At 58.0% G+C, this 20,473-nt stretch carries 24 protein-coding genes and 1 pseudogene; 9 read left to right on the top strand and 16 right to left on the bottom strand.

What is annotated here, in order from left to right; genetic code table 11:
- Nucleotides 1-1,014, top strand: a complete 1,014-nt coding sequence (locus tag ABH909_RS12170; protein ID WP_429433366.1) for an alpha/beta hydrolase — start codon at nucleotides 1-3, stop codon at nucleotides 1,012-1,014.
- 165 nt (nucleotides 1,015-1,179) lie between these two features.
- Here the strand turns inward: ABH909_RS12170 and ABH909_RS12165 are convergent, their stop codons facing one another.
- Complete coding sequence (locus ABH909_RS12165) at nucleotides 1,180-1,749, bottom strand: elongation factor P (protein WP_007943632.1); 570 nt, start codon at nucleotides 1,747-1,749, stop codon at nucleotides 1,180-1,182.
- Nucleotides 1,750-1,797: 48 nt separating this feature from the next.
- Nucleotides 1,798-2,955 carry an elongation factor P maturation arginine rhamnosyltransferase EarP gene (earP, locus tag ABH909_RS12160; protein ID WP_429433363.1) on the bottom strand — a complete coding sequence of 386 codons (1,158 nt, stop codon included), beginning with the start codon at nucleotides 2,953-2,955 and terminating at the stop codon, nucleotides 1,798-1,800.
- Nucleotides 2,956-3,079: 124 nt separating this feature from the next.
- Between earP and ABH909_RS12155 the strand changes: the two genes are divergently transcribed.
- Nucleotides 3,080-3,478 carry a hypothetical protein gene (locus ABH909_RS12155; protein ID WP_429433361.1) on the top strand — a complete coding sequence of 133 codons (399 nt, stop codon included), beginning with the start codon at nucleotides 3,080-3,082 and terminating at the stop codon, nucleotides 3,476-3,478.
- A gap of 14 nt (nucleotides 3,479-3,492) precedes the next feature.
- Nucleotides 3,493-3,975, top strand: a complete 483-nt coding sequence (locus ABH909_RS12150) for a GreA/GreB family elongation factor (protein ID WP_429378634.1) — start codon at nucleotides 3,493-3,495, stop codon at nucleotides 3,973-3,975.
- A gap of 3 nt (nucleotides 3,976-3,978) precedes the next feature.
- Here ABH909_RS12150 and cysB read toward each other — a convergent pair whose 3' ends face one another.
- The 5 genes from cysB to ABH909_RS12125 form a co-directional block, all read right to left on the bottom strand.
- Nucleotides 3,979-4,953, bottom strand: coding sequence for an HTH-type transcriptional regulator CysB (cysB, locus tag ABH909_RS12145; RefSeq protein ID WP_007899921.1), 975 nt, complete (start codon nucleotides 4,951-4,953; stop codon nucleotides 3,979-3,981).
- A gap of 113 nt (nucleotides 4,954-5,066) precedes the next feature.
- Nucleotides 5,067-5,570: a universal stress protein gene (locus ABH909_RS12140; RefSeq protein WP_429433359.1), complete on the bottom strand. Its 504-nt coding sequence runs from the start codon at nucleotides 5,568-5,570 to the stop codon at nucleotides 5,067-5,069.
- Nucleotides 5,571-5,667: 97 nt separating this feature from the next.
- Nucleotides 5,668-6,573, bottom strand: coding sequence for a 5'-nucleotidase (locus ABH909_RS12135; protein WP_008075703.1), 906 nt, complete (start codon nucleotides 6,571-6,573; stop codon nucleotides 5,668-5,670).
- Between the two features lie 21 nt (nucleotides 6,574-6,594).
- A complete protein-coding gene (locus ABH909_RS12130) occupies nucleotides 6,595-7,551 on the bottom strand; it encodes a putative 2-dehydropantoate 2-reductase (RefSeq protein WP_429433357.1) in 957 nt (318 codons plus the stop codon).
- The gene (locus ABH909_RS12125) at nucleotides 7,548-7,934 is read right to left on the bottom strand and encodes a thioredoxin family protein (protein ID WP_429433355.1); all 387 of its coding nucleotides are present in this window, start codon (nucleotides 7,932-7,934) and stop codon (nucleotides 7,548-7,550) included. Before ABH909_RS12125 ends, ABH909_RS12130 begins: the two co-directional genes overlap by 4 nt.
- Here ABH909_RS12125 and ABH909_RS12120 point away from each other — a divergent pair.
- Nucleotides 7,933-8,361 carry a PilZ domain-containing protein gene (locus ABH909_RS12120; protein WP_310659895.1) on the top strand — a complete coding sequence of 143 codons (429 nt, stop codon included), beginning with the start codon at nucleotides 7,933-7,935 and terminating at the stop codon, nucleotides 8,359-8,361. The two genes, ABH909_RS12125 and ABH909_RS12120, sit on opposite strands and share 2 nt — an antisense overlap.
- 143 nt (nucleotides 8,362-8,504) lie before the next feature.
- Entirely contained in the window at nucleotides 8,505-9,581 is a 1,077-nt protein-coding gene (locus tag ABH909_RS12115) for a 3-deoxy-7-phosphoheptulonate synthase (protein ID WP_429433353.1), read from the top strand.
- Between the two features lie 65 nt (nucleotides 9,582-9,646).
- Here ABH909_RS12115 and ABH909_RS12110 read toward each other — a convergent pair whose 3' ends face one another.
- Nucleotides 9,647-9,928 carry a GNAT family N-acetyltransferase gene (locus ABH909_RS12110; RefSeq protein ID WP_030132333.1) on the bottom strand — a complete coding sequence of 94 codons (282 nt, stop codon included), beginning with the start codon at nucleotides 9,926-9,928 and terminating at the stop codon, nucleotides 9,647-9,649.
- A 629-nt stretch (nucleotides 9,929-10,557) separates the two neighbouring features.
- On the opposite strand from ABH909_RS12110, the gene oprI reads away from it, so the two are divergent.
- Nucleotides 10,558-10,809 carry an outer membrane lipoprotei OprI gene (gene oprI / locus ABH909_RS12105; RefSeq protein WP_003172710.1) on the top strand — a complete coding sequence of 84 codons (252 nt, stop codon included), beginning with the start codon at nucleotides 10,558-10,560 and terminating at the stop codon, nucleotides 10,807-10,809.
- Nucleotides 10,810-10,938: 129 nt separating this feature from the next.
- Here oprI and ABH909_RS12100 read toward each other — a convergent pair whose 3' ends face one another.
- From ABH909_RS12100 to ABH909_RS12090, 3 genes are all read right to left on the bottom strand, one after another.
- Entirely contained in the window at nucleotides 10,939-11,910 is a 972-nt protein-coding gene (locus ABH909_RS12100) for a L,D-transpeptidase family protein (protein ID WP_429433350.1), read from the bottom strand.
- Between the two features lie 298 nt (nucleotides 11,911-12,208).
- Nucleotides 12,209-12,502, bottom strand: coding sequence for a hypothetical protein (locus tag ABH909_RS12095; RefSeq protein ID WP_008075246.1), 294 nt, complete (start codon nucleotides 12,500-12,502; stop codon nucleotides 12,209-12,211).
- Nucleotides 12,503-12,558: 56 nt separating this feature from the next.
- Nucleotides 12,559-13,164: an arylesterase gene (locus ABH909_RS12090; protein ID WP_429433348.1), complete on the bottom strand. Its 606-nt coding sequence runs from the start codon at nucleotides 13,162-13,164 to the stop codon at nucleotides 12,559-12,561.
- Between the two features lie 10 nt (nucleotides 13,165-13,174).
- Here ABH909_RS12090 and ABH909_RS12085 point away from each other — a divergent pair, with 10 nt between their 5' ends.
- Both ABH909_RS12085 and ABH909_RS12080 read left to right on the top strand, forming a co-directional pair.
- On the top strand, nucleotides 13,175-13,858 hold the full coding sequence (locus tag ABH909_RS12085) for an ABC transporter ATP-binding protein (RefSeq protein WP_007899869.1): 684 nt from the start codon (nucleotides 13,175-13,177) through the stop codon (nucleotides 13,856-13,858).
- A complete protein-coding gene (locus tag ABH909_RS12080) occupies nucleotides 13,858-16,362 on the top strand; it encodes an ABC transporter permease (RefSeq protein ID WP_429433346.1) in 2,505 nt (834 codons plus the stop codon). The genes ABH909_RS12085 and ABH909_RS12080 overlap by 1 nt, the downstream gene beginning before the upstream one ends.
- A gap of 91 nt (nucleotides 16,363-16,453) precedes the next feature.
- Here ABH909_RS12080 and greB read toward each other — a convergent pair whose 3' ends face one another.
- From greB to ABH909_RS12065, 3 genes are all read right to left on the bottom strand, one after another.
- Complete coding sequence (gene greB / locus ABH909_RS12075; protein ID WP_429433344.1) at nucleotides 16,454-16,927, bottom strand: transcription elongation factor GreB; 474 nt, start codon at nucleotides 16,925-16,927, stop codon at nucleotides 16,454-16,456.
- A 67-nt stretch (nucleotides 16,928-16,994) separates the two neighbouring features.
- Nucleotides 16,995-18,272 carry a type II toxin-antitoxin system HipA family toxin gene (locus ABH909_RS12070; RefSeq protein WP_429433342.1) on the bottom strand — a complete coding sequence of 426 codons (1,278 nt, stop codon included), beginning with the start codon at nucleotides 18,270-18,272 and terminating at the stop codon, nucleotides 16,995-16,997.
- Entirely contained in the window at nucleotides 18,269-18,565 is a 297-nt protein-coding gene (locus ABH909_RS12065) for a helix-turn-helix domain-containing protein (RefSeq protein WP_429433340.1), read from the bottom strand. The genes ABH909_RS12070 and ABH909_RS12065 overlap by 4 nt, the downstream gene beginning before the upstream one ends.
- A 716-nt stretch (nucleotides 18,566-19,281) precedes the next feature.
- On the opposite strand from ABH909_RS12065, the pseudogene ABH909_RS12060 reads away from it, so the two are divergent.
- Nucleotides 19,282-19,431 (top strand): annotated as a pseudogene (locus ABH909_RS12060) (GreA/GreB family elongation factor); the annotation flags it as partial.
- A gap of 18 nt (nucleotides 19,432-19,449) precedes the next feature.
- Here the strand turns inward: ABH909_RS12060 and ABH909_RS12055 are convergent.
- Nucleotides 19,450-19,758 (bottom strand): hypothetical protein, encoded by a 309-nt coding sequence (locus ABH909_RS12055; protein WP_095634714.1) that lies wholly within the window; start codon nucleotides 19,756-19,758, stop codon nucleotides 19,450-19,452.
- 260 nt (nucleotides 19,759-20,018) lie between these two features.
- The gene (locus ABH909_RS12050; RefSeq protein ID WP_429433338.1) at nucleotides 20,019-20,453 is read right to left on the bottom strand and encodes a DoxX family protein; all 435 of its coding nucleotides are present in this window, start codon (nucleotides 20,451-20,453) and stop codon (nucleotides 20,019-20,021) included.
- Between the last annotated feature and the right edge of the window lie 20 nt (nucleotides 20,454-20,473).

Below are 20,473 nucleotides of genomic sequence, written 5' to 3'. Positions count from 1 at the left end.
ATGAACACTTTCAGCAACGTCTTGACCGGTACCCTTCTCGCCCTGTCCATCAACAGTGCATTCGCAGGCAATGGGGTTGAACACAACACTCAAGCGTTCCTCGATGTACTGAATGCCGGCAGCGGCAAACCGATTGAACAGCTCACGCCTGCCGATGCCCGCGCAGTGTTGGTGGGCGCGCAGGCCGGAGTGAAACTGACGCTGCCCAAAGCCGATGTCAGCGAGAAGACCATCCAGGTCGACGGCCAACCGATCAGCCTGACCATCGTTCGGCCGGCCGGGGTCAAAGGCGAGTTGCCAGTGTTCATGTTCTTCCATGGCGGTGGTTGGGTGCTGGGGGATTTCCCGACCCACGAACGGCTGGTTCGGGACCTGGTAACAGGTTCGGGCGCGGCAGCAGTGTTCGTCAATTACACCCCTTCGCCGGAGGCGCATTACCCGGTGGCGATCAATCAAGCGTATGCCGCGACGAAGTGGGTGGCCGAGCACGGTAAAGACATCAACGTCGACGGCAAACGTCTGGCCGTGGCCGGCAACAGCGTCGGTGGCAACATGGCAGCCGTGGTTGCGCTGATGGCCAAAGACAAAGGTACGCCGGCGATCAGGTATCAGGTGTTGTTGTGGCCGGTGACTGACGCCAGCTTCGAAACGGCGTCTTACAACCAGTTCGCCGAGGGGCACTTCCTCACCAAAAACATGATGAAGTGGTTCTGGGACAACTACACCACCGATGCCAAACAACGGAACGAGATCTACGCTTCACCGCTGCGGGCAACCACCGCGCAACTCAAGGGCTTGCCACCTGCACTGGTGCAGACGGCCAGCGCCGATGTCCTGCGCGATGAAGGTGAAGCCTACGCCCGCAAACTCGACGAGGCGGGTGTGCCGGTCACAGCAGTGCGCTACAACGGCATGATCCACGACTACGGTTTGCTCAACGTAGTGAGTCAGGTGCCCGCGGTGCGTTCGGCGATGTTGCAGGCGTCTGAAGAGCTCAAGCAACACCTGAAATAAAGCAAAAAAATCGCAGCCTCGTTTCACTCGACAGCTCCTACAGGGGGAATACAAAACCCATGTAGGAGCTGTCGAGTGAAACGAGGCTGCAATCTTTTGATCTTGATCTTCGGCCACAAAAAAGCCCGACTCAATGGTCGGGCTTTTTCATTCCTCAAGCTGTGCTTATTTGGCACGGCCTTTGTAGGAACCGCCTTCGCGGGTATCGATCTCGATCATGTCGCCGATTTCGATGAAGTCAGCAACCGACAGCTCGGTACCGTTCTTCAGTTTGGCAGGCTTCATCACCTTGCCGGAAGTGTCACCGCGAGCGGAACCTTCGGTGTAGTCAACCTGACGCACGATAGTGGTCGGCAGTTCTACGGAAACCAGACGCTCTTCGAAGAAGATCGCTTCGCAAACATCGGTCATGCCTTCTTCAACGAAAGGCAGAACGGCTTCGATGTCTTCAGCGTTCAGCTCGTACATGGTGTAGTCAGTGGTGTCCATGAACGTGTAGGTGTCGCCGCTGATGAAGGACAGGGTCGCTTCTTTGCGGTCGAGGATTACGTCGTCCAGCTTGTCGTCGGCGCTGTAAACGATCTCGGTCTTGTAACCGGTCAGCAGGTTTTTCAGCTTGGTCTTCATGATCGCGCTGTTACGACCCGACTTGGTGAATTCAGCTTTCTGAACCAGCCAAGGATCGTTTTCGAGACGGATCACGGTACCGGGTTTCAGTTCTTTACCAGTTTTCATTGCGAATATCCGAATTTGGATGGGATTTACAAAAATCTAGGCCGCGTATCATATCCAATTTAGGTAAAACTGTACCAGCGCTGCGGCAAGATCTGCCTGCAAGGCTTGTTCCAGACACCATGTCTCGGCATGTTTTTCCAGTTCAGGCCAGTGTTTGCGGGTTGATTTCCAGTGATCGGCCATTGTCTCACCTGCGTTCCATGCCCGCCATAGACCGCTGATCGCCTCGCGGGCAGGCTCGGACAGGCCTTGGGTGTACAAGGTCAGGAAGGCGTCGAGCTTATCCAGGTGGATGTCTTCGTCCTGCCGATAGATGTGCCAGAGCAGCGGACGACCAGCCCATTGAGCGCGGACGAAGGAGTCTTCACCGCGCACGGCGTTGAAATCGCAGCTCCACAGCAGCAGGTCATATTGATCCTGTCGGACGAACGGCAGCACTTGCACGGTCAAGGCGCCGCGCACATGCACCGTCCCGGTCTTCAGCCCATCCACCTTAAGCCAACGTTCGACGTCTGCGAGAATCCGCCCTTCGGGCACCAGCAAATGAGTCGGCGTCGAGTCGGCCGCCATCGTGTCGAGCCAACTGGCCAGCCCGGCATTTTCGTAGGCAAACAGCGAGATCAGTTGGGCATTCGGCGCGCGGTCGATTCCCAGGCCTTGCAGGAATTCTCGCTGCGCTTGCAGGCTTTGTTGAAACTGCCGGCGTCGCTCGAGCAATCCGCTTTCACGCAACAAGCCACCAGTGCCTTTGCGAAAGCCCGGGAAGAAAAAGAACTTCTGCACGTTGTTGTATTTCACCGACGGCAAGCCGTGGCAGCCGACGACCCAGTCTTCGGCACTCAAGTAATCGAGGTTCATCCACAGCGGCGGTTTTTCCCGTGCGGCCATGGCCTCCATATAGGCACTCGGCAACTGGCAGGCGAAGGCGGCGATGACGACATCGGCGGCTTCGGTGGGCTGCCAGTCCGCCGACCACTGTCGCACCTCGACGCCCTGCTGCCACTGCTGCGCAGCGTTGATGTCGATGTCCGGACACAAACGCTCGAAGGCGCGCAAATCATCGACCCATAAACGCACCGCCATTGAATGTTCGGCCACCAGTTGTCGGGCCAGGCGCCAGGTCACACCGATGTCGCCGAAGTTGTCGACCACGGTGCAAAAAATATCCCAGCGCCAGCGGTTTTTCACTTGAGGCATTTCAGGCATTCCAGGCTCTCGTTGGCAAAGGCGCCGATTGTCCGCATAAATTACTCCGTGCAGAAGAGCCGACGGCGATTAATCTTCATGCGACAATCGCCACTTGCCCGCGACTACCCGCCAGGAGGCAGTCATGCCCTACCGTCCCAACCCGCGACGTCCCTTGCCGATCCAGTTCAGTGCGTTGCAACTGACCGGCAGTATTGCCCTCGGTTTGTGGCTGGGATTTATCGCGATAGCGCTGACTTGCTGGCTCGTCTGGCGCTTGTTGTTCAACGAGCAATTGGCGCCCTTGGCCCAGGCGGTGGAGCAATGGGCCAAGCCACCGGTGGCTGAGCAACCCGCCTCGCAGAACCCAATGTTCGAACAGTACGAGGACCATCTGCGCAGGAATGAACAACAGCAAATGGTGGAACAGGCCCGAAGCAGCAAACACAACCTGTCCAATCCAAAATGCCAGTTCTGGCTGCAGCAGAATCAAACGGCGCCGAGCGAAAAAAGCCGCGCCAACGTCCTGCAATTCTGCGACTGATCAAGAAGCTCTCCATGCACAAGCCGACCGTCCACCAACTGATTATCGACAAGCTGCGAATCGATCTCGACATCGCCGAACGCGCCGCGCAAACCGCCTACGAAACTGCGACCCACGAAGAAAACATAGCCGAAAACAAGTACGACACGCTGGGCCTGGAGGCGTCTTACCTGGCGGCCGGCCAGGCCAGACGAGTGGAAGAAATCAGGCAGTCATTGACCCTTTGCCAGAACCTGACTTTACGGCCTTATGACGATCAACGCGGTATCGAAGTCGGAGCCCTGCTCGGCCTGGAAGACGAAAAGGGTCGCGAACAATGGCTGTTCCTGGCCCCCGACGGGGCCGGGCTGAAGATCGATCTGGTGGGGCAACTGATTACCGTCATCACCCCTCGCTCGCCGCTGGGCAAAAGCCTGCTGGGCAAGTTCGAAGGGGATGAAGTGGAGATTCTGGTGGCGGGTGCTCGGCAACAGTTTTCTGTCACCGAGGTGATCTAGCGATTAATGCACCGGCAGTTCAACGCCGTCGAACAACTCTTCGAGTTCCTGTTTGTTGTGGCACTGAATGGCCTTGGCCATGACTTCGCGAGTCAGGTGCGGCGCGAATTTCTCGATGAAGTCGCACATGAAACCACGCAGGAAAGTGCCGCGACGGAAACCGATTTTGGTAATGCTGGATTCGAACAACTCGCTGGCATCGAGCACCACCAGGTCGCTATCGAGTTTGGTGTCGACCGCCATTTTTGCCACGATGCCCACGCCCAGGCCCAGACGAACATAAGTCTTGATCACGTCGGCGTCGGCGGCGGTGAACACCACTTTGGGTGTCAGGCCGCGATGGCTGAAAGCTTCGTCAAGTTTCGAACGACCGGTGAAACCGAACACGTACGTCACGATCGGGTATTCGGCCAACGCTTCGAGGGTCAGCTTGGACAGCTTGGTCAGCGGGTGGCCCTGAGGCACGACCACGCAGCGGTTCCAGCGGTAGCACGGCATCATCACCAGATCGCCGAACAATTCCAGCGCTTCGGTGGCGATGGCGAAATCGACGGTGCCGTCAGCGGCCATCTCGGCGATCTGCATCGGCGAACCCTGGTGCATGTGCAGGGCAACGTCCGGGTATTGCTTGATGAAATTGCTGATCACCGGTGGCAACGCATAACGCGCCTGGGTGTGCGTGGTGGCGATCGACAGGGTACCTTTTTTCTCGTTGGAGAATTCCTGGGCGATCTGCTTGATGCTTTCGACTTTGCGCAGGATTTCTCCGGCGGTGGTGATGATGCGCTCGCCGGCCGGGGTAACCCGGGTCAGGTGCTTGCCGCTGCGGGCGAAAACCTCGACCCCCAATTCGTCTTCCAGCAGGCGGATCTGTTTGCTGATGCCCGGTTGCGAGGTGTAGAGGCTTTGGGCTGTAGCTGAAACGTTGAGGTCGTGGTGCGCCACTTCCCAGATGTAGCGCAATTGTTGGAGCTTCATATGAATCCCTCAAAGCAGGTAGACGCCACGGGCATCAGCGACGATATATAACTATATTAATGGTTTGATTAATAAATCTAGAACTTTTTTATCAAAACGCCATTATTCGTGTCCTAGCGATCCCCTTTGCGGCGACGCTCCATCAGCGGCACCAAATAGACCGGTACTCGAGACAGTTGCAACACGCGCGCAGCGGTTCGACCCAATGGCGTTTCCGCGCCGGCGCCATGACTGTGACTCCCTACGATCAGCAAATCGACGGAGAGTTTCTGCGCCTGGTCGAGAATCACCTGCGACGGATCGCCCTGCAGCACCCGCACTGCCCGAATCCGTTCCAGGTCCTGCTCCCCGTCATCCCCCAGCTCTTCGCGAAAGCTGTCGAGCACCCGCTGCTCGATATTGGCAATCACCGTATTCAGGCCCTGACTGTGAAACTCGTTCAAGGCCTGCTCATCGAGGTAACTCTGAAGCACCGATTCGGCGAACAAACCCATCGGCTCAACCGCATGCACTACATACAAATCGGCGTTGAATGTTCGAGCCAGTGCCAACGCATGCTGCATCACAAAAGGTGCGTACAGACCGAGGTCGGTGGCATACAGCATCGAATGAATCATAGGGACCTCCTTTAATGCCAACATGGCGGAGATTGATTCAGCTTAGCAGTGCCGTGGCGAGTGCGACGTTCGGTGCAATGCTTTGAACCGCAGCGCTTTAAATCGACGGCTCGTTACTGATGCCATGCGGCACGTGACCGGTAGCAACCACTTCGCGAGCCAGCTCGCAATGGCCGGCCTGGTCATCGAAAAATACGTCGGCTGCAAAGGCTTCGAGAAAGGCTGATTTGGTCAGCCCTCCAAGGAACAGCGACTCGTCCAGGCGGATGTCCCATTCGCGCAAGGTGCGGATCACCCGTTCATGGGCCGGCGCCGAACGCGCGGTCACCAAGGCGGTGCGAATCGGACAGGCATCGTCGGGGAACTCGCGCTGCAACAGGTTGAGCGCCGCGAGGAAACCTTTGAACGGCCCCCCGCGCAAAGGCTCGCGGGCGGCCTCACGCTCGCTGGCCTGAAACGCAGCAAGGCCTCCCGATTGATAGACCCGCTCCGACTCATCGGAAAACAGCACTGCATCACCGTCGAACGCGATGCGCAATTCATCGCTGGCAGCGCGACTGGCACCGCCCGACAGAATAGTCGCTGCGGCGAAACCGGCATCCAGCGCACTGCGCACATCGTCGGAATGAGTCGAAAGAAACAGGTCGCAACCAAAGGCCTTCAGATACGGATAAGGACTGCGCCCGCCGACAAATGCCGCACGCGAAATCGCCAGGCCATAATGATGAATCGAATTGAAAACCCGCAGGCCGGTGTCGGCGCTGTTGCGCGACACCAGGATCACCTCGACCCGGGCACGGCCGAGACTGGCGTTCAGGTTCAGGAGTTTTTCGACTAACGGAAACGCGTCGCCAGGCTCGAGAATTTCGTCTTCGTGTTCGATCTGATATTGCCGATAGGCCTCGACGCCGCTCGACAGATACACTTTGTGGCTCTCGCTCAAATCGAACAGCGCTCGCGAAGAAATCGCCAACACCAGTTTGTCGTCTATGCCATTGGCCATTTCCCTCTCCTTTTGGCCGACTCAGTGATTACGTCGGTCGATAAAACTCAAGCTGCGATACAACGCCTCGATGCGCGGTAATTCACATCCCGCCGCCTTCGCCGCTGCCAGTGGACGAGTGTAGATGGCATCCAGTTCCAGCGGTCGCTTGTGCAGAAAGTCGTGGTACATGCTCGGCCAGTAATCTGGCATTTTCTCGGTCATCATGAACAGATAATCGGCGTAACCCGGCGGCATGTCGTGGCCACAGGCCTTGGCCCCTTGAACCACTTCGGCCATTAAGGCCTGAATCAGCGCGCGACTGTCGACATCCGCCATTAACGGCGTGGTGCTGGCGCCGAGCAGAACCGACAGGCCGTTGTAGGGGATATTCCAGACCAGTTTCTGCCAACGCGCCTGATGCAGGTTCGGCATGGCCTGGGCGTCGATGCCGGAAGCGCGGAACAGCCCGGCGCCCTCCTCGACAATGTGCATGCGCGCCTGTTCATCGGCGGCGGGGCCACTGTGGTAGCCGACGTTCACCACACCGAGCGCCTGATGGGTAATGACCCCTCGGCCGGCGCGATGGACGCAAATCAGACAAAGCCCGCCCAGCAGGTGCAGCGAGTCGGGGAGCAACTCGCGCAGACGGTCTTCAACGTCCAGGCCATTTTGTAGCAACAGCACTTTGGCGCCGGGCGCCGCCGCTTGAATAATGGCGGGGGCCAGGTCCGCGTTACTGGTGGTCTTGGCGCCTACCAGTAACCACTCACACGGCGGCATGTCGGCAGCCGACGAATAAGCCTGAACCGGGTTCAGCACCAGCGGCCCCAACGACGCATGATCAAGATGCAAGCCGCGCTCAGACACCGCTGGAAACTCACTGCGCAACAGGAAATGCACATCGAAGCCCGCACGCGCGAGCATCAGCCCGTAGAAACCACCGATCGCGCCGGTTCCGATAATGCCGATGGTCGGCTTGATTGCTGTCTCTGTCATGGCAACTCCTCTGCTGGTCGACTCAACGCCTGCCCCACGGCTTCGTTGACCGCTATGCGGGTCAAACGCGACTGTAGCGCCCCAAAGAATTCACCGTCGCGCACTACAAACAGCGCCGGCAAATGAAAGACCCGATAACGCTCGACCACGCCGCCATTGTTCCCGGCATCGATCCAGCACAGTCGATCGACCGCCAGATCGAACTTGGGCAATTGCTCACGGGCAAAACGGCAACTCGCGCAGCCGACGCTGGTAAAGATCACCAGAGAAATGCCGTTCATCGCCAATAGCCGTTGGTCGGCGTCGAAATCGGTCAGTTCCGATTCGACCACTATACTGGGAGAAACGATGTCAGATGGCCGACACAGGGAGTCCGTGTTCATGGGACGTTATCTTCCTCATCCTGACGATGTACCCGTCGAATTAACGTTGCTCAAACATGAGTGCATTTCGCGGCAACAGCTGCACACTATCAGCCTCGGCGGCATGGCTTGCAATTACCACCGCGGATGGCGAAGGGGCACCGCACTTCAAGTGCGCATGCCCACCCTGAGCACCACGATCTGTTACTTGGGCTATGTGGCGTGGTGTCTGCGACGAAAACGCAGCTATCTGGTAGGCATCGCCTTTGTCGATGAACAGACCCTGTTCAGCGCGCGGATGGGCGAGCAGGTTTGCCAGATCGAACGTTACTGCCGTCAGCACGAACCCCAAAGCGAACAGCTGAATAACCAGACCCTGGCCCTCGAATGGGTCCAACTGCACGCCAACGAGTTCTCCCACGACACGGTTCGCAAGGCATTTGCATAAGTAATGCTGGATTAAACCGCTGTCTGCCCATTGTCGAGCCACGGTGTAACGCGCTAAGGTTCGGCTCCCCGACGCGCTTAATTTGCTGTGCTCCGCCGCGCGGGTTCGCTGGCGGCCGGCACCTGTGACCTGACGAGTAAACGATGGCTGATTTACCGATCAACGACCTTAACGTCGCCTCCAACGAGACCCTGATCACTCCCGATCAGCTCAAGCGTGATATTCCTCTGAGCGACGCTGCCCTGCGCACCGTCACCAAGGGCCGCGAAGTCATTCGCAACATTCTTGATGGCACCGACCACCGTCTGTTCGTCGTGATCGGGCCGTGCTCGATCCATGACATCAAGGCTGCCCACGAATATGCCGAGCGCCTGAAAGTGCTCGCGGCCGAAGTGTCCGATACCTTGTATCTGGTCATGCGCGTGTATTTCGAGAAGCCACGCACCACCGTCGGCTGGAAAGGCCTGATCAACGACCCGTACCTGGACGACTCCTTCAAGATTCAGGATGGCTTGCACATTGGTCGTCAGTTGCTGCTGGACCTGGCCGAAATGGGCCTGCCGACCGCGACCGAAGCCCTCGACCCGATCTCCCCGCAATACTTGCAGGACCTGATCAGCTGGTCGGCGATCGGTGCACGCACCACCGAATCCCAGACCCACCGTGAAATGGCTTCCGGCCTGTCCTCGGCTGTCGGCTTCAAGAACGGCACCGATGGCGGCCTGACCGTGGCCATCAACGCCTTGCAATCGGTCTCCAGCCCACACCGCTTCCTGGGCATCAACCAGGAAGGTGGCGTGTCGATCGTCACCACCAAGGGCAACGCCTACGGTCACGTGGTGTTGCGCGGCGGTAATGGCAAACCGAACTACGATTCGGTCAGCGTCGCGCTCTGCGAGCAAGCGCTGAACAAGGCGAAGATCAAGCCGAACATCATGGTCGATTGCAGCCACGCCAACTCCAACAAGGACCCGGCCCTGCAACCGCTGGTGATGGAGAACGTCGCCAACCAGATCCTCGAAGGCAACCAGTCGATCATCGGCCTGATGGTCGAAAGTCACCTGAACTGGGGCTGCCAGGCGATCCCCAAAGACCTCGCCGACCTGCAATACGGCGTGTCGATCACCGATGCCTGCATCGACTGGACCGCCACCGAAAGCACCTTGCGCAGCATGCACGCCAAGCTCAAGGATGTGCTGCCGAAACGCGATCGCACCTGATCGCCGTTTCACGCATAAAAAAACGCCAGGCTTAAACCTGGCGTTTTTTTATGCGTTCGCTTTGTTCACAGCTTGGCGGCATGCCGCTGATGACGCTCCATGTAGCGCTCCACGTAGGAACACGATGGAATGACCGTGTAGCCCATTTCCTCGGCGTATTGCAGTGCCTGCTCGGTCAACGCCGCCGCGATGCCGCGACCACGCAACGCATTGGGCACAAAGGTACGATAAATATCCAGGGTCTGTTTCCCCAGATCCATATAGGTCAGGTAGGCACGATAACCGTCCACAGTGGTCTCGAACTGATGACCAGCCTGGTCATGGTGGATGGACAACGCCTCGCTCATCACTACTCCTCGCGGGTCTTTGATTCTGACCCCTACCTTACCGATGTTTTTCCGGCGAAGGAACATCTACGCCACCCTGTGCCTGAATGGACACCGAGAGAGCAACACCAATCTCGCGCAACCGAGCACGTATCAAATAGTAGGCACCATTGGGCAGAAATGCTCAAGGGACGCTCGTCATGCTGGCAGGCGGATGTTGTTTGGGTAATGCAGGGGCGGCCCGACCGGAATCTTCCCGAGTCGAGCCTGAACATTGCCGGATATTGAGACTTAAGACGAGCGCCCTTTGTTTAAGTCACCTCAACATGGATAAAGATATGAGAGCCATTGCGCAAAATTCGAACAAAAGTGTGGACGATTCCATCTAGACAGACTTTAGTCGAGACTGAAAAACAGCCGCGAGCCGGGGAACTTTTCTTTGGCGGCTCGCTCAGTTCGGGCCTCGCAGCTGGATATTTTTTATACAATGCAGTTAAAAGTTGCTCGAAAAAGAATCAACGCCTACAATTTTTTTTGCTTCTTGCTCTACGTCAGTTTACTTACTACAAGTAATGGGTAGTATGTACGCCGGCTATTTCCTCACTCTGAGGAGGCAGCTACTTAATAGAAAGTCCTTGAAGGGGAACACGATGAACAACGTTCTGAAATTCTCTGCTCTGGCTCTGGCCGCAGTTCTGGCTACCGGTTGCAGCAGCGTATCGAAAGAAACCGAAGCACGTCTGACTGCTACTGAAGACGCAGCAGCTCGCTCCCAGGCTCGTGCAGACGAAGCTTACCGTAAAGCTGATGAAGCTCTGGCTGCTGCTCAAAAAGCACAACAGACTGCTGACGAAGCTAACGAGCGTGCTCTGCGCATGCTGGAAAAAGCTAGCCGCAAGTAATAGTCCCTCGGGATTGTTATCAAGCCGACCCATTTTTTGGGTCGGCTTTTTTATTGCCTGATGTTTGTGCAGGCCATAAAAAACCCGCCGACGCGGCCTGCGTCGGCGGGTTGCTTTAAAGCGAAAGCGTTACTGCTGCAGGTCGATCGGCGCACTCGTGACCATCGATTCCGACGCATTCGGCACGGCGATCTCTACCGGCAGGCCATCTTCAGCGGCAACTACGTCACGCACCACATCCCAGTTCATGCGCAAGTTGTTGGTGATGTCCTCACGCTTGAGCATCGCATTGATCACCGCAGTGTGCTTGTCGACCACCGAAGGGTTGCCCGAATCGTCCAGCGGCGTGTGCGCTTCCAGATAAACCTTGCCGGCGCTGAGGCCGAACTTGTATGGATCGTTGATGATCCGCACCGATGTCCCGACCGGCACCATGCTGGCCATTTCCAGCACGTTGTTGTTGAACATGCGGAAGCAACCGTGGCTGGTGCGCATGCCGATACCGAATTTCTTGTTCGAACCGTGGATCAGGTAGCCCGGAGTGCCAAGCGTGAATTTGAACGGCCCCAGCGGGTTGTCTGGGCCGGCCGGCACCACGTTCGGCAGTGGATCGCCATCAGCGGCGTGCTCTGCCTTGATCGAGGCTGGAGGCGTCCAGGTCGGGTTCGGCGTCTTGGCGATGATGCTGGTGTGGGCAATCGGCGAGCCCCAGCCTTCACGGCCGATACCCAACGGGAAGGTGTACACCACGTCCCGGCCTTTCGGGAAATAGTAGAGACGGTATTCAGCCAGGTTGATGACGATGCCTTCACGGGGGCCCGGCGGCAGGATGAAACGCGTCGGCAAGACGATTTCGGTCCCGGCGCCCGGCAGCCATGGATCGACCCCAGGGTTGGCCGCGACCATTTCCGAGTAGCCCAGATCGTAAGTGGTGCCAAGGTCGGCGAAGGTGTCTTCGTACTTGGCCTTGATCACTTGCACCTGGCCGATGATGTCTTCACCGGGAGGTGGCAGGGGTAGCTCCAATGCTGCTACCGGGCCCGCGACACAGAGGGCGGCAAGAGACAGGCAGCGGGTGACGGCGGGAAAGCGCGGCAACATCCGGAAAATCCTTCGCATGATCGACAAGGGTATAAAAACAGGATTGTACACCGCCGCCCGTTATTTCGGGGAGACGTAAAGACCTGTGGTTGGGGGATCTGCGATGAGGGGCTTGCCTGTGGGGGGCTTGCCTGTGGCGAGGGAGCTTGCTCCCGCTGGACTGCGAAGCAGGCCTAAATTGGGATACTGCAGTCAGAACGCGCTTACCGGCTTTACGACGGCTACGCCGCCGAGCGGGAGCAAGCTCCCTCGCCACAGGCAAGCCCCCCAACACAGGGAGCCCTCTCACCACAGGGCCCTAAAGCTCGAACCGCAACTCAGGCCAGATCGGTGAGGTGCCGCGCTTTTGCGATTCCAGAATGGCCCGGCACAGCGAGCACAGGCGCTGGTCCTGGAACACGGTGCGGTCGACGCTCGACCAGCGCGGCTGCGCCGGCAACAGGCTGCCGCACAAGGTTCGGTCCACCGAGCCGCCCAACTCCAGTTGACGCGTCACCAGATGCACCCGCACTTCCTGGCAGGCGAACAGATCCAGCTGTTCGTCAGGCTCGATCAGTTGGTAGGCAAAAAGGGACCAGGCAGGACGCGGCATCGGGGGCTCCAAATCGGGGGCGCCACCTTAGCCGAAACACCGCCGCTAGAAAAGCGTCAAAGCAGCGGTTTCAGTGTCGGCCAGACATTTTCCAGCAACTTGTCCTGAGCCGCCGCGGTCGGGTGCAGGCCGTCGCCTTGCATCAGGTCCGGATGACCGCCCACACCGTCGAGAAAAAACGGTACCAGCGGGATCTTTTTCTCATCGGCCACCTTGGTGAAAACCTCGGCAAAGGCCTGGGTGTAACGCAGACCGTAATTGGGCGGCAACTGCATGCCCAGCAGCAGCACCTTGGCACCACTGGCGCGGGAGCTGTCGATCATCGACGCAAGATTTTGTTGCAATTGTGTTGGCAGCATTCCCCGCAACCCGTCGTTGCCTCCCAACTCGAGGATAACCAGTTCAGGCTTATGCTCTGCAAGCAGCGCCGGCAGGCGCGCCCGGCCTCCGGCGCTGGTGTCGCCGCTGATGGATGCATTGACCACTTTATCGTCGAAACCTTCGCGCTTGAGCCGTTGCTCGAGCAACGACACCCACCCCAAGCGGGTATCCAGGCCGAAACCGGCGCTGATACTATCGCCAACGATCAGGACTGTACCCGCCGCTGCGTTCTGGGCCATGCACATCAAGGCCAGGCCAGCACTCAAAAACCACACACGCATCGGATTCTCCATGGGCGCAAGCATTCTCACCGCGAAGAACCTCAGCAAAGTGGTTCCGAGCGCGGAAGGTGAACTGACTATCCTGCACGAACTCAGCCTGGAACTGAACAAGGGCGATAGCCTGGCCATCGTCGGCGCCTCCGGTTCCGGCAAATCCACTCTCCTGGGTCTGCTCGCCGGCCTCGATCTGCCGAGCAGCGGCGAAGTCACCCTCGCCGGGCAAGGCCTGAGCAATCTCGATGAGGACCAACGCGCACGCATCCGCGCCGAGCATGTGGGGTTTGTTTTTCAATCATTCCAGTTGCTCGACAGTCTCAACGCTTTGGAAAACGTCATGCTGCCGCTGGAACTCGATGGCCGCAAAGACGCCCGCGAGCGCGCCACCGAACTGCTGCAACGGGTCGGTCTGGGCCAACGCCTGACCCACTCGCCGCGCCAGCTTTCCGGTGGCGAGCAGCAGCGCGTGGCGATTGCCCGGGCCTTCGCCGCCGAGCCCGACGTGCTGTTCGCCGATGAGCCCACCGGCAACCTCGACAGCCACACCGGCGAGCGCATCAGCGATTTGCTGTTCGAACTCAACCAGGAAAGCGGCACAACCCTGGTGCTGGTGACCCACGATGAACGCCTGGCACATCGCTGCCGGCGCCTGATCCGCCTTGAAGCCGGCCTGTTGGTCGCCCCTCTGGAGCCTTGATGGCACGCTTGCCGCTGTTGCGTCTGTTCAGTATCGCCCTGCGCCAATTATGGCGCGATGCCCGTGCCGGTGAGTTGCGCGTTTTGTTCTTCGCCTTGCTGGTGGCCGTGGCGGCGAGTACCGCTATCGGTTACTTTGGCGCCCGCCTGAACGGCGCCATGATGTTGCGCGCCACCGAGTTTCTCGGTGCCGACCTGGTGCTCGACGGCAGCTCACCGGCGCGACCGGAACAAATCAGAAGCGGCACGGAGCTGGGCCTTGAACATGCTCAAGTCGTGGAGTTTTCCAGCGTCATCGCCACCGACAATGGCATTCAGCTGTCCAGCATCAAAGCCGCCGATGACGTCTACCCTTTGCGCGGCGAACTGAAAAGCGCCCCCGCGCCCTTCGCGCCGGAAGAACCCGGTGGCGGGCCGAAACCCGGCGAAGCCTGGGTCGAAGCGCGACTGCTGACGGCATTGGACTTGAAGATTGGCGACAGCATCGACGTCGGCATGAAAACCCTGACCCTGGCGCGAGTACTGACCTACGAACCGGATCGCGCCGGCAATTTCTACAGCCTGACGCCACGGGTGCTGATCAACTTCAGCGACCTTGAGGCCACCGGCGTGGTGCAACCTGGCAGCCGGGTCAGTTACCGCGAACTCTGGCGCGGCAACGCCTCAGCGCTGGAAACCTATCGGCAGCTGATCAAACCAGGCCTGGCGGCCAACCAGCGTATCCAGGATGCTCGCGATGGCAATCGGCAGATCGGCGGCGCCCTGGGCAAGGCTGAACGCTACTTGAACATGGCCAGTCTGGTGGCGGTGTTGCTGTCCGGCGTGGCGGTGGCGTTGTCGGCGACACGCTTCGCCACCCGCCGCTTCGATGCCAGCGCCTTACTGCGCTGCCTGGGCCTGTCCCGTCGGGAAACCATGGTGCTGTTCAGTCTGCAACTGACTGTACTCGGGTTGCTCGCCAGCCTCAGCGGCGCCCTGCTCGGCTGGCTGGCGCAGCTCGGGCTGTTTGCATTGCTGCATGATTTATTGCCGACCGATGTTCCACCGGGTGGCCTGCTGCCGGCCATCGCGGGGATCGGCACCGGGCTGGTGGCGCTGGCCGGTTTCGCTCTGCCGCCATTGGCCGCTTTGGGTCGGGTGCCACCACTGCGCGTGTTGCGTCGCGACATGCTGCCGATTCCGTCCAGCAGCTGGATAGTTTATGGCGCGGCATTGGGCGCCCTCGGCCTGATCATGTGGCGCTTGAGCCTGGACCTGTTGCTGACTTTCGCCCTGCTCGGCGGCGGTGTGATTGCGGCACTGGTGCTGGGCGGCTTGCTGTTGCTGCTACTCAAAAGCCTGCGCCGGATGCTGGCGCGCGCCGAATTGCCATGGCGCCTCGGCTTGGGCCAACTGCTGCGCCATCCACTGGCGGCGGCCGGTCAAGCCCTCGCCTTCGGTCTGATTCTGCTGTCCATGGCGCTGATCGCTTTGCTGCGTGGCGAGTTGCTCGACACCTGGCAAAACCAGTTACCGAAAAATGCCCCGAACTACTTCGCCCTGAACATTCTGCCAGCGGACAAGCAGGCCTTTACCGATCGACTGATGGAGTTGTCGGCACAATCGGCGCCGCTGTACCCGGTGGTGCCGGGAAGGCTGATCAGCGTCAATGGCGAGCCGGTGCAGGACATCGTCAGCAAGGATTCGGCCGGTGATCGAGCCATTCAACGCGACCTGAGCCTGACCTGGGCGGCCGAGCTGCCGGAGGGCAACAAACTCACCGCCGGCAACTGGTGGGATAAGCAACCGTCGGATGAAATACCGGGAGTATCGGTGGAAGGTAAAGTCGCCGAAAGTCTCAAGCTCAAGCTCGGCGATCACATGGTATTCACCGTTGGCGGGGTCAATCGGGAAGCGAAAGTCACCAGCCTGCGGGAAGTCAACTGGGACAACTTTCAGCCGAACTTTTTCATGATCTTCCAGCCCGGCACCCTGAAGGACTTGCCGGCGACCTACCTGACCAGTTTCTACCTGGCGCCCGGTCACGATCAGCAGATCGTCGATCTGTCCCGAAGCTTTCCGGCAGTGACCATTCTGCAAGTCGAAGCGTTGCTGGCGCAGCTGCGCAGCATTCTCGGCCAGGTCACCCTGGCGGTGGAATACGTGCTGTTGTTTGTGCTGGCGGCGGGCATGGCGGTGTTGTTCTCCGGTTTGCAGGCAACGCTGGATGAACGCATTCGCCAAGGTGCATTGTTGCGAGCGCTTGGTGCCGAGCGACAGTTGCTGGTCAGGGCCCGGCGGATCGAGTTTGGCCTGCTCGGCGCGGTCAGCGGGTTGTTGGCGGCATTGGGTTCGGAATTGGTGAGCCTGGTGCTCTACCGTTACGCCTTCGACCTGCCCTGGCATCCGCATCCATGGCTGTTGGTGTTGCCATTGATCGGTGCCGTGCTGATCGGCGGCGCCGGTGTGTTCGGTACGCGCCGCGCCTTGAACGCCAGCCCCCTGACAGTCTTGCGCGAGGGTTGATAAACTCATCGAGTATTCAATCGCAAGAAGTCACCACGAGCCGTTATCGCCCTCCCCGTAGGGCGATCGCTCGGAAAACGCCAAGTACACCCTATTTCGGGTATCTGATCTCGTTTATCCACCACAACACTTCTCCGCTCGGGGTCTGCACAATGGCCTCATCACCGACCTCTTTCTTCAAAAGCGCACGCGCCATTGGCGAATCGATGGAAATGTAATCGTTGCGACCGTAGATTTCGTCATACCCCACAACCCGGAATTTCTTGATTTCACCTGCCTCGTTTTCGATCTCGACCCAAGCCCCGAAAAAGACCCTGCCTTCTTGCTCAGGCGAGTACGCAACCACCCGCACATCTTCGAGGCGCTTGCGAAGATACCGAACACGCCGGTCGATTTCCCGGAGCAGCTTCTTGTTGTATTGGTAATCCGCGTTTTCGCTACGGTCGCCGAGCGACGCCGCCCAAGTGACCTTGCGCGTGGTGTCAGGACGCTTTTCCCGCCAAAGGTAGTCGAGCTCCTGCTTCAGAGCCTCATGACCTTCCTTTGTGATGATGTTCGTACTCAAGATGGATTTCTCACTAACGATTTATCTCCAGCAAGGTTATATCGGCTCTTGGAGCCCCAGGTCGCGCTCAAGCGAAGCGCATCCTTGAATCACTAAGGACCCGGTGAATTGCTGCCCCCGCAGACTTGGGGACTTTCAGTGCTCTGAGCACACGATCCCAGTCATCAAGCGCCGCGAGGGTTTGGTCTAGGTATTCATCAGGCTTGAGGTATTTGTAATCCTTGCACAGGTCTCTGATGACCTTTCGTGTCGGTTTACCATGACCTGAAAATGCAGTGGAGTGCTCACCCATCCCATCGGAGAAAGTAAGGTCGTACGCTGGAGACAGCCTCCAGCCCCCCTGCCCACTTTTGTCCTGAGGTTCGTGATACAGAAACGCAAAGTTTTTGGTGTGATCGTCATAGTTGTGGAACACCGCATTGAAGATCATGAGCCTTGCCATTTTCTCAACCTCGGCAGCGCTTTTCGTCAGTGCGCTTGTCAGCTTGAGTAGCTGGCTGTAATCCATCGTCGGCGCCCGGAAGTCTGCGTAGACCAACGCGCAGAGGGTAATCATATGAATCTTGCGATCGCCATCACGATCGAAACGTTTGGCTGCGAAGAACCGCTCAAATCCGCCCTGGCGCATCTGCACCTCTAGCAGTTCCGTATGCGCCATATTCACCCCGGCCATTCTGGCCATCACCGCATACGCTTGCTCGATCCCTCCAGTCTCCAAAGGCTCACTCAGAGCCCTGAACTTCACAAGCCAGTGAGCGTATCCAGGTGGAAGTTGGCCAAAAGCTGAAGTCGCAGTTTCAAGATCGTGTGACAGTGCGGCGATTGCTTTGGGGCGAGCACCACCGGGGGAGCCACCCGCCAAACGTAACCCCTTGAGCACTCTTGGGGTGTCTCCTTGTTGTACCTCGACAGATGCCTCGAATAGGCGAGCAAGATTCACTGACTCGGCGGCGATCTTTTCTGCTTTGGGATGGTACTCAAAGATCCCCATAGCCCGATCACCAATATAGGCCAGCCGATCCAGCGGACTGAGCGTCAGCGAGGTGCCTGCTCCGAAGGTCGCGTCGAAGAATCTATCCATCAGCAGAAGCCCCCAACCGTCCGGCAAGGAATCTGCAAATGGGCCATGCAAGCCCTTGAACAAACGACTTTCACGAGCGAGTTGTGGCTTGTCATCGAATGTCATTGTCAGGGGAGAAAGGTCGAACCCCTTGGCCAGCCATTCTTTGTCGTACACAAAGTAGATGCCTTTCCCCTCGATACGGCTCAATTCGCCAACCATTACGCCATTGGCAGTGACGGTGAGCGATTCAGTGGGCTTGAACCTGGGGATAGGCGAGCTCATTTGGTGCCTCGTTTACGCTTGAGATTTTTTAGCTCGTCGATTGAGCCTGGATGCGAGGGTTTGAAAAGACTCATCACCGGCGGTAGCTCATCGAGCGCCGTGGCCAGGAGAATCATGGACTCAAGAGTGATCGAGCCTGAGTGTTCGAACCGCTTGATGGAGGACTCAGACACTCCGGATTGCTCAGCCAAGGTTCTGCGAGAAAGGTTCTTGGACAAGCGCAACGATTCGGCATTCTTCCCCAGCTCCCGTGCGATTTCCGCTGGGCTGTACAAAAAATGCATAAGCGACATAGATTTCTCCGAACACACTATTGGTCAGAACTGATCCAGTATGACCAATAATATCGAACAAAGGATCTATTCTGACCAGTTGCATTAATAGCAAGATATGTAATTTTTTACATTAGTGGTCATATTTGACCAATTAATACAAAATAATAACTATAAAAGGTCAGATACGACCAATAGAGTTAAAACACTGGTCAGCTGATTCAGACCTGAGGCACCCGAACCGAAGTCGAAGAAATAGCTCAGAGGTGATCTAGAATGCTGATCATGAATCTGCCCCATCAGGTCGTAGCTCCTAATGAGTACGAACAAGCGATAGACAATGTCAGGCAGGTTGTCGCGATAGCGCTAGGTCGACAAGTAGCCCCAATCAGTTAGTCAATCAGGGTTTGCCAAACCACAGATTCTGGCGATCTCTCCTACGACCTCTTTGCAGAGGTTCGAAGACATTTGTACCGCTAGGCACTGCCAAGAAATCACGCGCGGCATGCAGTGCTTTGATGAGGGCTGTCCAGTAGCGTTTGCATTGCCCAATGACACGCCAGATCACAGCACTGACGCATTCATATTTTGAACGAAAAAAACCTTACACGACTGAACATCCTGTCTCCTATATGGCTGAAGGCTGTCTAGGAGAAACGCCTCAGAAGCCCTTACTGGATATGCACAGCCATTAGGGCAAGTGCTAGTCCCAGATCACCGATGATAGCGCACTGCCACCGGATGAGCTGGATCTGAAATCAGGCCTGATCAGCATCGACTCACCGTTGGCACGCGCCTTGATCGGCAAGGCACTGGACGCCGAAGTGCGGGTCCAGACACCGACCGGAGAACAACTCGTGTATATCGTGGCGATCGACTATTTATGAGCCACAGCGCCCTGACTCTCAGCGACGGGTAATGAGCCCTTGGCGAGCCACGCGAGTCAGCTGCCGGATCACTTCCGGCGCGTCCTCGATGCCGGGCGCCAGAATCACCGCCAGATCGAAGCTGTCGTTGGCAAACCGTGCCAGTGACTCGCCGTCGTCGACAAACTGAATCAGGAAGGCAGCAGGCCCACCGGTACGACGTGGCCAGCCATCGAGGTAACGCAAAAGCGTCGGCTGATGTTTACCGCCAAGCAGGATTTTTGGATTGCGCTGGGTGAGGTGTGCCGTGATCGGTGCGGGGCGTATAACGGGGCTTAATGCATTCATTGTGTCGTGTCTCTGCCTCAAAAGTCTGCATGGCAGGTGAGAGGCAACACCGAACCAGCGCTTTAGCGGTATTTCGAAGCCTGTTTCAAGCTTCTATCGGCAACTGAATGAGTCACCTGGCGCCCCGCAAGTAGCTGTTTAAATCGGCGCATGGGCAGCATCCTAGAGAAGCTGACCGGACAGTGTCAAGAATCACGCGCAACAAAAAAGGCCTGCACAGTGCGTCGCACAATGCAGGCCTTTTCGTTGAATCAGGGCGGTCAGTTGGTGATAGCGCGGTCGACCGACAGCTTGCCTGCACCTTCGAACAGCACCGCGAGGCTGCCACCGAGCAAAGCCAGGGCGAATTCATAACCGTTGTTGGCCATGAACAGACCGTTACTGATGTGCACCGTGAAAATTGCCACTAGCGCGAGGAAGGTCAGCCCCAGCGCTGCCGGGCGTACCAGCAGACCGATGATCAGTGCCAGACCGCCGAAGAACTCGGTACCACCGGCCAGAATCGCCATCACATTGCCCGGCGCCAATCCAATGCTTTCCATGTACTGCGCAGTGCCGGCAATGCCGTAGCCGCCGAATGCCCCGAAGAGTTTCTGTGCGCCATGGGCCGCGAAGATGATGCCGACGAAAATCCGCAGAATCGTCAGACCGTAGCCCGCGCGAGTGAACAGTACCTTGTTGATCAGAGTGCTCATGCTGTGTCATCCATTGTGAG

The sequence above is a fragment of the Pseudomonas sp. BS3782 TE3695 genome, assembly GCF_050435305.1.
GTDB lineage: Bacteria > Pseudomonadota > Gammaproteobacteria > Pseudomonadales > Pseudomonadaceae > Aquipseudomonas.
Note: the sequence above shows the minus strand (reverse complement) of the source record. Positions and strands in the feature narration are given on the sequence as shown.

Excerpts from the sequence above, each read along its gene's own strand:
- ABH909_RS12090 (WP_429433348.1), bottom strand. The coding sequence starts at position 13,164 with ATGCGTGTGTGGTTTTTGAGTGCTGGCCTGGCCTTGATGTGCATGGCC.
- cysB (WP_007899921.1), bottom strand. The coding sequence starts at position 4,953 with ATGAAGCTCCAACAATTGCGCTACATCTGGGAAGTGGCGCACCACGAC.
- ABH909_RS12115 (WP_429433353.1), top strand. The coding sequence starts at position 8,505 with ATGGCTGATTTACCGATCAACGACCTTAACGTCGCCTCCAACGAGACC.
- ABH909_RS12085 (WP_007899869.1), top strand. The coding sequence starts at position 13,175 with ATGGGCGCAAGCATTCTCACCGCGAAGAACCTCAGCAAAGTGGTTCCG.
- ABH909_RS12065 (WP_429433340.1), bottom strand. The coding sequence starts at position 18,565 with ATGTCGCTTATGCATTTTTTGTACAGCCCAGCGGAAATCGCACGGGAG.
- ABH909_RS12100 (WP_429433350.1), bottom strand. The coding sequence starts at position 11,910 with ATGTTGCCGCGCTTTCCCGCCGTCACCCGCTGCCTGTCTCTTGCCGCC.
- ABH909_RS12135 (WP_008075703.1), bottom strand. The coding sequence starts at position 6,573 with ATGGCCAATGGCATAGACGACAAACTGGTGTTGGCGATTTCTTCGCGA.
- ABH909_RS12055 (WP_095634714.1), bottom strand. The coding sequence starts at position 19,758 with ATGAATGCATTAAGCCCCGTTATACGCCCCGCACCGATCACGGCACAC.
- ABH909_RS12150 (WP_429378634.1), top strand. The coding sequence starts at position 3,493 with ATGCACAAGCCGACCGTCCACCAACTGATTATCGACAAGCTGCGAATC.
- ABH909_RS12125 (WP_429433355.1), bottom strand. The coding sequence starts at position 7,934 with ATGAACACGGACTCCCTGTGTCGGCCATCTGACATCGTTTCTCCCAGT.
- ABH909_RS12140 (WP_429433359.1), bottom strand. The coding sequence starts at position 5,570 with ATGATTCATTCGATGCTGTATGCCACCGACCTCGGTCTGTACGCACCT.
- oprI (WP_003172710.1), top strand. The coding sequence starts at position 10,558 with ATGAACAACGTTCTGAAATTCTCTGCTCTGGCTCTGGCCGCAGTTCTG.
- earP (WP_429433363.1), bottom strand. The coding sequence starts at position 2,955 with ATGCCTGAAATGCCTCAAGTGAAAAACCGCTGGCGCTGGGATATTTTT.
- ABH909_RS12130 (WP_429433357.1), bottom strand. The coding sequence starts at position 7,551 with ATGACAGAGACAGCAATCAAGCCGACCATCGGCATTATCGGAACCGGC.
- ABH909_RS12095 (WP_008075246.1), bottom strand. The coding sequence starts at position 12,502 with ATGCCGCGTCCTGCCTGGTCCCTTTTTGCCTACCAACTGATCGAGCCT.
- ABH909_RS12170 (WP_429433366.1), top strand. The coding sequence starts at position 1 with ATGAACACTTTCAGCAACGTCTTGACCGGTACCCTTCTCGCCCTGTCC.
- ABH909_RS12070 (WP_429433342.1), bottom strand. The coding sequence starts at position 18,272 with ATGAGCTCGCCTATCCCCAGGTTCAAGCCCACTGAATCGCTCACCGTC.
- ABH909_RS12120 (WP_310659895.1), top strand. The coding sequence starts at position 7,933 with ATGGGACGTTATCTTCCTCATCCTGACGATGTACCCGTCGAATTAACG.
- ABH909_RS12050 (WP_429433338.1), bottom strand. The coding sequence starts at position 20,453 with ATGAGCACTCTGATCAACAAGGTACTGTTCACTCGCGCGGGCTACGGT.
- ABH909_RS12165 (WP_007943632.1), bottom strand. The coding sequence starts at position 1,749 with ATGAAAACTGGTAAAGAACTGAAACCCGGTACCGTGATCCGTCTCGAA.
- ABH909_RS12155 (WP_429433361.1), top strand. The coding sequence starts at position 3,080 with ATGCCCTACCGTCCCAACCCGCGACGTCCCTTGCCGATCCAGTTCAGT.
- ABH909_RS12080 (WP_429433346.1), top strand. The coding sequence starts at position 13,858 with ATGGCACGCTTGCCGCTGTTGCGTCTGTTCAGTATCGCCCTGCGCCAA.
- ABH909_RS12110 (WP_030132333.1), bottom strand. The coding sequence starts at position 9,928 with ATGAGCGAGGCGTTGTCCATCCACCATGACCAGGCTGGTCATCAGTTC.